The following is a 12,015-nucleotide window of genomic DNA, read 5'->3' as shown; positions in this document are numbered from 1 at the left end:
GATCTGGCGCTGCCAAAAATCAACGCGTTCTTGAGTGGTCATAGCGGAAATCCCAACGTAGATACGATGGGTTTCAGTGTGCCGAGGTGATCTCAGTAAAAACAGGTGCTGATTCAGGGGCGCTTACGATACAGATTTTGACCTTTGACTTTCAGTTGATGATCGATACGTCCGATTATCGCCCCTAGTCTTGGACCATAGCGACCACAAGTGCAACGCTGCGTTGACAATTCACTGGCAATATCTCCTGTTGCATAACGCACCGCCGCAAATCCCCGCGGCTGGGTCAAAGTGGTGACGACTACTTCTCCCGGTTCGCCCTCTTTCACTGGTTTGCCCGTCTCTGGATCAAGAAGTTCCACATGCAAGTAGTCATCATTAATGTGAAAACCGTTGTGCTGGCCGCATTCGAATCCGATGGAGCCGATCTCGCTGCATCCATATTCGTTGAGCATTAACTCGAAGCCCCAAACCTCCTTCACTTTTTGCGCAGCTGCCGTTAAACGGTTATTGGCATCAAAAGAAGCACAAGCGGCCAAGTACGCCACCTTAGGTAATAAATCTTTGCTTGGAAAAGCATCCCCCAGTCGTTCAGCAATTTCCAGCAGGAATAGTGGATTTCCCACAATAAATTTAGGGCGATGGTATTTCATGATATCGACCAAGCGGTTCACTCGCTGGGGCGAACAGCGAAAAACGCCAACCCCTTGCTGTTTTGCTGCTTGGCACACCAGCATACCCAACGTATACATATCGTTATTGCTCAACATTTGGATCACAAAGTCGCCGGGTTGAACCCCCATTTCACTTAAGACCCGACCGACTGAACTCACCCAAATCTGCTCTTGCAAACGATGTACTGGTATATCAACAGGGCGGCCGGTCGTGCCCGATGAGCTCACAAAATCAGTCACATCACCGTATTCCATGACGTCCTCCCAGTGATCCCGAAGATGATGTTTTCGCACTACAGGAATCTGCTGAAACAGCGCTACGGTAAATTTTGGTGTTGCCAAATCCACGTAATCTTTCCAATGTTTCTGATAAAACTGACGATTAGCCGCATAGAAAATTGCAGTCCTCAACTTTGTTATATTCATATGGTCACTCTACTTTTAAATAAACGTTATCGTTTCTTGATTACCGACACGTTGGAGTACATGTACGTTTGTTCTTGATCCGTGAGTCGCTCACTCAGGTTATGATCAATTTCGAGCTCTGGAGGCAGGTTGTACTTCTGGTGGCCGATCATCGAACGCGTCACTACCACACCTCCACTGGGCAAAAATGCAGAAAGCTGTATAAAGAACTGCCGCAAAGCATCTTGAGGAATACATTCAATGACATTTGATAGTGCTAATTTGGAATAAGTTTGCTGCATGTCTGCCCGGCTGATGAAGTCTAAAATGTTAGCGCTGACAACATGCAATTTTTCAAGGTTTTGCTTTACCCGTTGATACAAGTTATCAGTAAGATAAGGCGTACAAGAGCCTCCAGCGGGAGGGCGGCCAAAGAGCAACTTGGTCATCAAACCATTCTTGTTGATCATGGTTGAGTAAAAGGCTTTTTCTATCTTACGTTCCAGATGTTGAGACAGCGTAGTATCGTCAGCAAAATATTTTGAAAATCCTTCACCATAAATTCGTCTTAATGTATAAGAATTAAGGCACAGGCGTAAAAATGCCCGCCAGCGCCGATTATTGAATCGCTCTCTGAAATAAGTTCGCTGCTCCTCGAGCGTTTGAAGAGCCATAATCTCGTCAAAGACTCTAGGGGAGTGGATAAGATACCGCAAGACCAGCCCTGTGATACGACTCAGTCGATCCGTCCGACCAGCATAATTAACTCCGCGGTTCACCTGCCTACGATGTGTTTTCCAGTAGGCTGCTGCGTCATCCGGCAAGTCATCCCAGAGCATATCCAACAAGCCTTGGCGCTCCAGCGGGGAAGCATCTTCTTCTCCGAAAAATTTGATGCAAGTGGGGCGTTCGAACACTCTGATTGCAGCTCGTTTGAGCTCAAGTAGATAGTTTTGTGAACGATTTAAGTCAATTGACGTCATCAATGCTGGTCCTTCAGCCAATAGCCGCAGTGCAGAACAACCGCCGGAACTAATGACTAGGACCTTATCAGAGGGCTGAATTGATAAAGCGTTGAGGTCAACCCTAATGTCTTCTCGTCCCTGACCGTACATGAGAGGCAGATCCACCCCATCGCAGGAAGACTGTGACTGATGAGAATACAGGCTGTTCATAAACAGGCTTCACTGCCTATCAATGCGCTCTCGGATAAACGGCGTTTTTTCCATTTCAGCGTTAACATCAACCCTAGCAATGCGAGGGCGGCAAACAGACTGGGAATAAGCAATATTTTAAATATCCCTTTATAATCCAGACCAAACTGGAAGAGCCACGCCCCCATCATGGCACCGACAATACCACCCGCGCGGCCCATTCCGAGCATCCATGAAACACCTGTCGCTCTTGAAGACGTCGGATAATGAAGCGTTGCGATGGATCCCATAGACGCCTGCGCCCCATTCATGACCGTTCCCGCTAACAAAATAAATAATCCCAACAGATAGATGTCTGATAAAAAACCAATTGAGAACAGAAGCAGTCCTGTCATTAAGTAGTTAAACGCCACAATTTTGTGTGGTGTTATTTTGTCCATTAACAGCCCAGAAACAATGGTGCCAACAGCGCCACCAAGCGGAAATAATGCAGTCAAAAATGCTGCATGCTGCAAATCATAACCGGCTTCCCCCATGAGAATCGGCATCCAGCTGGTAACCACATAAAAAATGAGCAGCCCCATAAAATAAGCAAGCCAAAGCAACACCGTCGCAGGTAACATTGACCGCGAGAGGATATCCCTGATTGGGGTTATCGTAGACTCTGACACTGGCGTTGGACTGACAGAAAGATTGACGCGTCTTTCTCCTAACAGTCGATGGACAGTCTTTCGAATTTTAGATTCTGCTCCAGGCTGGTTCAGTTGAAACATAATACTTTCTGGCAGCGTCAGGATGATCGGGATCAGCAGCAGCAACGGCAGTATTCCCCCAAAGATGAACACACTGTGCCAGCCCAAATTCGGGATAAGCCAGGATGCCAGCCCGCCGCTTAATGCAGCGCCAAAAGGAAAACCACAGAACACCGTATTCACCATCAGAGATTTGTATCGTTCTGGGGCAAACTCCGAAATAATGGTTAACGCATTCGACATTGCTGCCCCGATCCCGATCCCGGTGCACAACCTCCAGAATGCCAGTTGATTCACGTTGATAGCCTGTGTCGTGGCGATGCAGCACACACCAAATACGATCACAGAAAAAACAATAATTGGCTTTCTGCCCAGCCGATCTGAGACCGGTCCCGACACAATAGCCCCGAGCGCCAGGCCGATAAGGGCAGCACTCATTGCAAGTCCTAGGTCAGCTTTGGTAATTCCCCACTGCTCGATAATAGCGGGCGCAACATACCCCATCAACGCAGTATCAAAACCATCAAAAATAAGAATGCTCAAACACAGCAAAAGAATGTAAATATGAAAAGAGGATACCTTGGCAGTTTTAACCGCCTGGCGAACACTGATGGACTCTGTATCATTCATAACTCGCGCCCTTTACGAAAAGGTGAATTAAAGCCTGAGACTGCTTATCTCCCAGCTTATTTTTACAATCGTTAATTGTTCATTTCTGTCTGGCAGAACCTGTGCGTCGTCGTCATGCCGCATGAACAGCGACAATTCAGAAGAACGGACAATAGACCCTGTCAATCCTGCCCGGTTCAAAGCGTTTCTCAGTGTTGCAGGCTATTTTATATACTGACTGTTTTCGTCATGTATTCAATCGAATGTCCTGCAGTTTGGAAAAATGCTTTCCTCCCGGACAACAAAAAACCATGAGGAGTTAACAGCCTCTAAGAGAGGCTATCCCGAAGCAGGAAAGGTATTAATATGTTTCGATTTCAAACTGACGACGCGCCCGTCGCGAATCGTTGTGATCGTAGCGCGGAACCTTGAAAGTCTGTAGTTCCTCCATTCGAGTCGCAGGCACAGCACTGATTGGCTTGTCACCTGCAATAGTCACCCTCTCCATATGACGATGATTCGGGTAATAATCATGAACAGCTGCATGCTGCACCGAGCGATTATCCCACAGCACCAGCATATTAGGTTTCCAGTGATGGCGATATTGATACTCAAGCACCGATGTAGCGTTGAACAGCTGCGTCAGTAACGCTTCACTGTCACGCTGTGTCATTCCCTGAATTGCCCGGGTGTAACTCTGATTGACAAAGAGTGCTTTTTTCCCAGTGGTTGGGTGCACTCGAATAACTGGGTGAGCCATTGGCGGATATTCCAGCTCTTTCTGACGCAAGAGCGCCTGTCCCGCTTCAGTTTCAGGAAATAGAAACTTGTAAGGTGAGAAATCGTGAATGCCTTCTAGCCCTTGCAAGTATTCACGCATTTTTTTGGACAAAAATTCGTATGCAGTTGTCATACTGCTGAAGCAAGTATCACCACCGATTTCAGGCACAACGCGTGAATAAAGCATGGTCGCTTTGGGAGGACAACGCTTGTAGGACTCATCCGTGTGCCACCGGTCAGTCAATACTGGTGGGTTACCATCTTTGTAATCAAAGACAATGAGTTCAGGATGTTCTTCACTGTTCTCAGCAAAAGGATGTACAGTGAGCTCGCCAAAATATCGCCCTATCCTTAGGATGTCTTCCGACGACAAGAATTGATCGGGGAAAACCAGTACTTCATGCTCACACAATGCCTGCTCAAGCTGCGCAATTGTCGTATCGCTCAGGGGCTCCCGCATGTCCAGGGCGGAAATATCTGCGCCAAAAAAAGGACTCAGTTTTTTCAAGGTAAACTCAGGGCTACTGCTCATCTTAGTCTCCAGTCGTCTAATTCAACTTCACAGCCATGCTGTAGGTTGCCGGGCTATTAATAATAGGTTTCGTTGCACACAGAAAGAGCATCACTGAACACAACATCATGGGATAAAAAGCACTTTCAGGGTGGCCGGTCTGGTCCCATAAAAAGCCACTTACCACAGGGGTGATCACGGCGCAGGCGTAGCCAACGGTCAGCATCAGTGACGATACACGATGGACCTCATTGGCCTGACTCACAGCACTTGGAAGCCCAAGCATCAAAATCAGGACGATGGCAGAGAAGAAGCCCAAGATCGCTGCCGCGGGAACGATAACCTCCGCCTTGTAGAGTACGACCATCGTTAGGGCTCCCAACAATCCAGCAGAGGACAACAGATAAGGCATACGGGACTTCGCCAGGGAACCACTGGCCATCAACAAAAGTATGGAAGCGGGTATCTGGCCAAGATTCAATGCAATCAATGCTGACGACGTCTGAGATGCTGCACCTATTTCATCCAAGAACCGGGGAATAAAAAAGTTGGTCGCAAAATACGTGGCATTCACACATCCCATCATCAACCCCAGTTTCCAGACGTTTTTTTGTCGGAAATCAGGCCACCATTTGGTTCTGCTCCCCAATTGCTGAGCAACGGCATTCTTTTGGGACACGCCAAAATAAATCAGACCAGCGATCAACCACGAGACAACGGCCCAAAACTGATAAGCCTCCCGCCAAGTGCCCAGCCAAGGAACCAGCAAGGTATCGGTGATCGCCACGGGGATGACCTCACCTCCCAGCAACATACCATTCACATAAATGGCTGTTGCAAACACGATATGCTTGGGATACCAGTTGGCAACGATGGATGGCAACGCCGGCTGCATCAACGCCACCCCTAACCCTGTAACAGAAGTAGCCAGGTACATGGTCATAGCCGTATCCACGGATCCACGCAGCCCAGAACCGATACCTGTTATCAACAAACCCGCCACGAGGGTTTTGAGAGCCCCGGTTTTTGAGATCAGGAGTGCCCCCAGAATCGCGGCTACCGCAAACAAGATAGGCGGAATACTAGAAATCACCCCAACTTGAGTTTCCGTGAGAGCCATTTCAGCATGAATCTGTGAAATTACTGGTGGAGTGGCCAGAATCGTTAGCCGGGTCCCGGCTCCAGCCAGCCACAGTAATACCAACCCAAACCAAGGCATTCCTTCAATACTCGAAAAATACTTAGATAAGGGCTTCATCATGACTCCTTACCGACTGTTTTTCAGAGAGAGAAATACTCCTATTCTTTTCAAAGCTGTCGACCTGTTCAGGTGTAAATGCAAGGAAATCGGTCAACAACTGTCGTGTATGCTCACCATGCTCTGGTGCAGGCTGTCTGACAACGTCAAATGCAGGATAGGCTCCTAGCTGTATCGGCTGGCCCACCAACAACATCTCACCCAGACGTGAATGGGAAACAGAACACTTCATATTGAGGGCATCCAACTGAGGATTGGACATAGCCTGACCAACATCATAGACAGGGCCGCAGGGAATACCTTTATCGTTCAGCCGAAGAATGAGATCATCACTCTCATGGTTCTTCGTTACTGATTCAATCAAAGCCATCAATGCAATACGATTATTGGATCGTGCGTGAATGTCCTGATATTCAGGGCGTTCGTACAATGCACCCAGTTCTAACAGTTCGCACAGAATAGAGAATTTATCATCCTCTGCTGCAGCAATGTTTATTTCTCCGTCGAGCGTTTTCACAACACCTGTAGGCATTAATGTAGGATGATCATTCCCCATCTGTTGCGGCAGAGTCCCATCATGGAGCCATCGGGCAACCTGAAAGTCCATCATCGCTAATGTCGACTCCAGTAATGACGTTGTCACCCATTGCCCTTCGCCCGTCCGTTCACGCAGATAAAGAGCCATTAACACCGCAATAGCAAGATTCATCCCGGCGCTTACATCCGCGATAGCAACGCCCGTTCGCAATGGTCCCGTATTCGGAGTTCCGGTCAGAGACATGATGCCTGAGACACCTTGTATTATTTGATCCACTGCGGGCCGACTGACACATGGACCTTGCTGGCCAAAGCCGCTGATACTGCCGCAGATAATTCGAGGATTTATCGCCTTAAGAGACTCATAATCCACACCTAAGCGGAACTTCACTTCGGGCCTGAAGTTTTCAAGTACGATGTCCGCCTTTGCCACGAGACGCTTTAAGATCATCTGACCTTCGTCAGTCTTGAGATTCACTGATAAACTGCGCTTGTTACGGTGTAAGTTTTGATAATCAAATCCTTCTCGTGATCCACCCATACTGTCACCACGGTCGGTTGGTTCTTCGATTTTAATCACGGCCGCGCCCCAGTCAGCAAAAAGCCTAGACGTCACAGGGCCAGCTCTATGACGTGTTAAATCCACTACAGTCAACTCAGACATAGGTAAATGGCACATGTTATTTTTCCAGTCAGTATTTGGACAGATCAGAGGGGGTAGACAATTGAGTCAGATATAATGTCGGGGGCACAGATGCAGCTCCTTTGTTTAAAAGTAATCTGCGTGTCCCTCATTATCAGGATGTCCAATGTTTTACCCGTTACCAGCAGGGATGCCTCGTGGCCATTAATGCTCTCATATACCGTAAAGCTGCTCGTGGCAGATACCAGAATACATGATCCTTGCTGTTCCACTTCGATGATGCGCAGGTTTGATACCATGTGTTGCTGAACGCGCTGCCGGAAATAGATAGAATCCTGCAATGCTGCGGCCCGGTCGTACGCCATGTCTTGGTTTTCACACAATACAAAACATAAGGGCCAGCCGCGTTCAACGTTTTCACGAGACGTCACTTTATAGAGGCAATCAGGGGCGAGGAATGTGACCCATTTCATCAGGTCGTTTTGCTCAAGAGTATCGTGATAGGCAGCATAAAAATTTGCCACCGCTGCCTGAAGTGTGAGGTCTCTTTGTAAACTACTCAAAGTGCAATACCTCTTTATAATATCGGTAGAATCCACGGATCGCCGACTCAGTCATCATATGATCTTCACTCGATTCTCCCGTGCTGGCCTCCAGAACAATATTCGACTGAGGGCTGCCTTTGGCACCATCTTGCGTCACTGCTAAGATCTCATTGTCATCAATGGTTACCAGTCCGGACGGCCCCAATAAATTGGCCTGCAGCAGCCGGCGTTTCGTGAGCGCTTGAGATTCATTCGCATAGCCAAAAAACGTCCAGACCTTAATACAGGCATTCGGACCATCCGGAATAACGTGTCGCATTGCCAAGCAATTGAGCTGCTGTAGCATGATCAGATTTGGAAAAATCGTCATAATCGCCCCAGTTCCATGCTCAAATTCACGTTGATGGTCAATTAGCTGAGGCGCTTTGAGTCGAACCTTAGGTGCAGCCTCTTCGTTCTGGCGCAACTGAAAGGAAGCAGTACTCACAAGTACACTGTGTGCCCCGGTTCGACACACTTCGACACTTGTTTTCTGATCAGAACGCCAAATTCCGAAGTTTTTGAAAAACGAGTGTAGTAATGCTGCATGAAAGGGATCTTTGACGTTTTCAACCTGCAATTTCCAATTGCAGTTGATGCGATGGCGCATTTTTCCGATAACCTTAAGTGTCCTGCCATCACACACCCGATCAAAATAGGCAAGCATGGCCGGATCGAGGTATTCCTCAAATGGTGGCAAGTCAAATGAGTGACTGGCAAAAATTACACCATGACGCACCGTGACGTTCAGCCGCCGCATTCCGTGTTCATCCGGATTAAACGACGCCGACATCCCGCCCTTACCATCAATACCATTCTTAAACGGCATCCCTCTCAGTTCACCCTGAAGATTAAACGCCCACTCATGGTACGGGCAGACGAACAATTTCACGTTACCCTGTTGGTTATGACAAACTTTCGCTCCCCGATGAGGACAACGGTTTACCAAAACATTGATAGCCCCTTCGCGGTCACGAACCACAACCACGGGGGTCCCACCGAGGTATGTCTGGATATAATCGCCCGGGTTGGCGACTTCAGCCGCCAACCCTACATAGTTCCAAGTGTTACCCTGAAAAATGTATTCCATTTCCTGGGAATAAACCGAATCACTGGTGTAGACTTCCGAAGGGATCCGTCGTGTGCCTTCCTTAGGCCATGGCTTCATCCGAAAGCTCCTCATGAGCCTCAGTACTGACACTGAGGTTGCTGGCATAGACCGTCAGATCTGCGATTCTCGACATCACTGTCATCAGCATGGCCCAGCCTTTGTTCTGGATATCAAACAAGGCTTGGCTATCTCCAATCTCAGCCGAAGCGATAAAATCGTAGCCCATACGAACATGCTCATCATCAAGCACACTATGCAGCTCAAAATGCTCTTTTGTGGAGGAGTCAACTAAAGCAGGTTTAATGTGCTTGTAGAAATACACTGCTGACGCTTCCACAACCAAATGCACCAAGACGACCTTTTCGAGATCAGCCAAAGAGTACATTTGACTTACAAACCATGAACTTGCTGCCTCCAATGTCGGATCAAAAACCACTTCAAAATCCTGACGATTGTTTTTCAGTTGACGATTGTGTCCTAACTCTTCTTCAAGGTGCGACATTGTCATGTCTTCGTAGGCCTTGTCATTCAGAGTGGAGGCTCTAGATAGCACCATTCGCTGAAAATGATCCGACCATACCTGAAAACAATTGAGAAACTTGGATTTAGCAACCGGATTTTCCAGCAGCTTACGATTCACTAACGCAAAAAGCTTATGTTTATCAAAACGCTCCATGTAGATCTCATTGCGAGCAAACAGTTGTTCTGCCACAGAGCCGCCAAAATTCTTTTTAATATCGTCGGGAAGGAAAGTCGCCCAAGGGTCAGAATAATCCTCATACAAGCCGCGGCTATCAAACTGTATAGACAGCCCCCAGAATCCATTTGGCTCGGCACCTTTAAATCCATGCAGCTTACCAGGGGGAACCAAAAGCGCATCACCTGCTTGCATGTTTGCCTGCACATCCCCAGTGGTCCATGCACCACCTTCGCACATCAGAATCATCGACTCTACAGGGTGAATGTGCGGTTCCAGCTCTTCACCTGCCTCTAAACGTACCCATGCCATGGACACTCGGTTATCGTCAGGAAGGAAATCCAGCAGATGTGGTTGTTTCATAAAATCTTTCACGTGACCAAGCCAGTGCTCTACCCCATCAACTTCAATTGTTCGTATTGATGGAATGTCATCACGCTTTACCAGTGTCACATCAGTTAATTTTTTCATTTTGACTCTATTTATAATTCACGCAGAAAGATGCATTAGATGCATCTATATACCCAGTTGAAATGGAACTCGTTAACCGAAGGAAAATGGTACTCGAACGACTCGCAATAGCAATAAAAAACAAACAACCAATCCACACAATGTGACATTTATTACATTTTTTTAAATTCATTAGCTTGTTGCAACGATTTGTCCAGCACTTATTGTTGACATGCTATCTAAGCTTGTATAAGAGATGTTATTTTTGGCTCTGTCCCAATTACGTGTTACAGGTTCCCCAATGCCTCATGCAAACATGCCTTGATATTCAGGCCCCTCCCGTAAAGTTCCAGTATCCTGCGCCAGCCTTGGCAGTTATGGGCACGCACTCTGACTAACTGAAACTGGCATAAACACCCACCCCATCACACACCTCAACATCGCATCCGGTAAAGCTGCTGCGACCGTCTCAGCGTTCATTTTCTCCAGTTGGAAATCCGCATGGTGGCTCGCTCGGTCTTGCACCACCATCACCGGAATATAATCGGGCCCGGTTCCATGGGTTCGCCCTTTACCTCCACACAGCTAATTCTCGTTGCCTTTTGAAAGATTCGAGGAAGAAGGTTTAATCCACTGCAATAATCCCTTCTTCTCACGTTGCCTGATCGGTGGCTGAAGCAGTGGTGCCAAAAAAGGCAGAATTCTTGTAAAACAAGCAGCAGATGGACACCTGACTGGAAGTGAATCGCCCGCACTTTCCCTGGAATATCAGTAAATCGCGGACGCGAGTGTTCATCCTTAATTCATCTGAGGAGCAACACATTAGCAGCAATCTGCATCCCACTTTTCCCACTTTATCTGGCTTCTGCTGCCCCTTTGGCTTGTTGTAGCCGTTCAAACTTGGCGTGTACCCGGTTGGGGTAGAGGTCGGTGTAGATCTGCCAGAGAATGTTGATGTTTCTGTGGCCGGTGACTTGGGCGACCTCGTCGATGACAAAGCCAGCCTCAAACAGACGGCAGGCTCCTTCTCGGCGTAGGTCGTGCCAGCGTAAGTCTTCAATGCCAAGCTCTGTTCTGACCCGCTGGAAACCGGCTGTGACGCTCTTGCCATTGTAGGGGAAGATGCGATCATCGGTTCTGGGCTGACGCTGGAGGATCTCCCAGGCTTCACCCAGCAGGGGAACCAGCATATGGTTCCCTATCTTTTTTCTCGGGTCTTTGCGGTCTTCAACCAGCACGGCCCGGTTTTTCTCATCTACGCCAGACCACTTAATATTGCACACCTCGCTTATCCGCATGCAGCTCAGGATGGCGAAGTTGAGAAGAGCGGTGTAGGGGATCTTGGCCATGCCGCGGCTCTGTCGTTTTTCCAGTCCCAGAATGATCCGATCGAGTTCATCGCTCACCGGACGTCGGGTGCGCTTCTGGGCTTTCCCCACCAGTTTCAGGTTGTTAAGCGTCTTACGTGCTTCAAGGATGAGCTTGTTGTCGACCGGGATATTGAAGACGGGGTTGGCGGCAGCAAATACGGACCCAAGGTAGCTGATATCGTGGGCTATGGTGGCAGGCGAGGCTCCCGCATCCCTTCTGGCCTGACAGTGGTCGACCAGATCCTTGATGGTGAGCTGATCGGCATTGAGCTTAGCGATATCGCAATCGGCTACCAGATCGAGGCAGTAGGCTTTGGTTCTGCCTATGGTGGGGCTGATGGCTGAATGGGCACGGTAGAGCGAAATGAGTTCGCGGATGGTGGGGGCGGGTTGTACCTGTCCTGGCAAACCATCTCGCTCGATCATTGCAACCATCTGCATTCCCCAGCTCTTGGCGTCGGACTGCCTGCCAAAGGTTCG

General features: G+C 48.3%; 10 protein-coding genes and 1 pseudogene. All 11 read right to left on the bottom strand.

The genetic code is table 11. The features are described from left to right. Nucleotides 1-113: 113 nt before the first annotated feature. Complete coding sequence (locus tag GWQ22_RS12950; RefSeq protein ID WP_275930553.1) at nucleotides 114-1,100, bottom strand: AMP-binding protein; 987 nt, start codon at nucleotides 1,098-1,100, stop codon at nucleotides 114-116. A 26-nt stretch (nucleotides 1,101-1,126) separates the two neighbouring features. Further along, on the bottom strand, nucleotides 1,127-2,254 hold the full coding sequence (locus tag GWQ22_RS12945) for a DUF3419 family protein (RefSeq protein ID WP_275930552.1): 1,128 nt from the start codon (nucleotides 2,252-2,254) through the stop codon (nucleotides 1,127-1,129). Continuing rightward, entirely contained in the window at nucleotides 2,251-3,615 is a 1,365-nt protein-coding gene (locus GWQ22_RS12940; protein ID WP_275930551.1) for an aromatic acid/H+ symport family MFS transporter, read from the bottom strand. Before GWQ22_RS12940 ends, GWQ22_RS12945 begins: the two co-directional genes overlap by 4 nt. 340 nt (nucleotides 3,616-3,955) lie before the next feature. After that, complete coding sequence (locus tag GWQ22_RS12935) at nucleotides 3,956-4,906, bottom strand: TauD/TfdA family dioxygenase (protein WP_275930550.1); 951 nt, start codon at nucleotides 4,904-4,906, stop codon at nucleotides 3,956-3,958. A gap of 16 nt (nucleotides 4,907-4,922) precedes the next feature. Beyond that, on the bottom strand, nucleotides 4,923-6,146 hold the full coding sequence (locus tag GWQ22_RS12930; RefSeq protein WP_275930549.1) for an MFS transporter: 1,224 nt from the start codon (nucleotides 6,144-6,146) through the stop codon (nucleotides 4,923-4,925). Beyond that, entirely contained in the window at nucleotides 6,127-7,344 is a 1,218-nt protein-coding gene (locus GWQ22_RS12925; protein WP_275930548.1) for a CoA transferase, read from the bottom strand. Before GWQ22_RS12925 ends, GWQ22_RS12930 begins: the two co-directional genes overlap by 20 nt. A gap of 44 nt (nucleotides 7,345-7,388) precedes the next feature. Continuing rightward, a complete protein-coding gene (locus GWQ22_RS12920) occupies nucleotides 7,389-7,886 on the bottom strand; it encodes an aromatic-ring-hydroxylating dioxygenase subunit beta (protein WP_275930547.1) in 498 nt (165 codons plus the stop codon). Further along, entirely contained in the window at nucleotides 7,879-9,075 is a 1,197-nt protein-coding gene (locus tag GWQ22_RS12915) for a Rieske 2Fe-2S domain-containing protein (RefSeq protein ID WP_275930546.1), read from the bottom strand. The genes GWQ22_RS12920 and GWQ22_RS12915 overlap by 8 nt, the downstream gene beginning before the upstream one ends. Further along, nucleotides 9,059-10,186, bottom strand: coding sequence for a cupin domain-containing protein (locus tag GWQ22_RS12910; RefSeq protein WP_275930545.1), 1,128 nt, complete (start codon nucleotides 10,184-10,186; stop codon nucleotides 9,059-9,061). Before GWQ22_RS12910 ends, GWQ22_RS12915 begins: the two co-directional genes overlap by 17 nt. A 266-nt stretch (nucleotides 10,187-10,452) precedes the next feature. Next, nucleotides 10,453-10,844: pseudogene (locus tag GWQ22_RS12905) on the bottom strand (IS1595 family transposase); the annotation flags it as partial. A 175-nt stretch (nucleotides 10,845-11,019) separates the two neighbouring features. After that, a complete protein-coding gene (locus tag GWQ22_RS12900; RefSeq protein ID WP_275930544.1) occupies nucleotides 11,020-11,976 on the bottom strand; it encodes a site-specific integrase in 957 nt (318 codons plus the stop codon). Nucleotides 11,977-12,015 lie beyond the last annotated feature (39 nt).

This window comes from Aeromonas sp. 1HA1 (assembly GCF_029237385.1).
Taxonomy (GTDB): domain Bacteria; phylum Pseudomonadota; class Gammaproteobacteria; order Enterobacterales; family Aeromonadaceae; genus Aeromonas; species Aeromonas popoffii.
The sequence above is the reverse complement of the archived record's forward strand: the minus strand, read 5'-3'. Positions and strand labels throughout refer to the sequence as shown.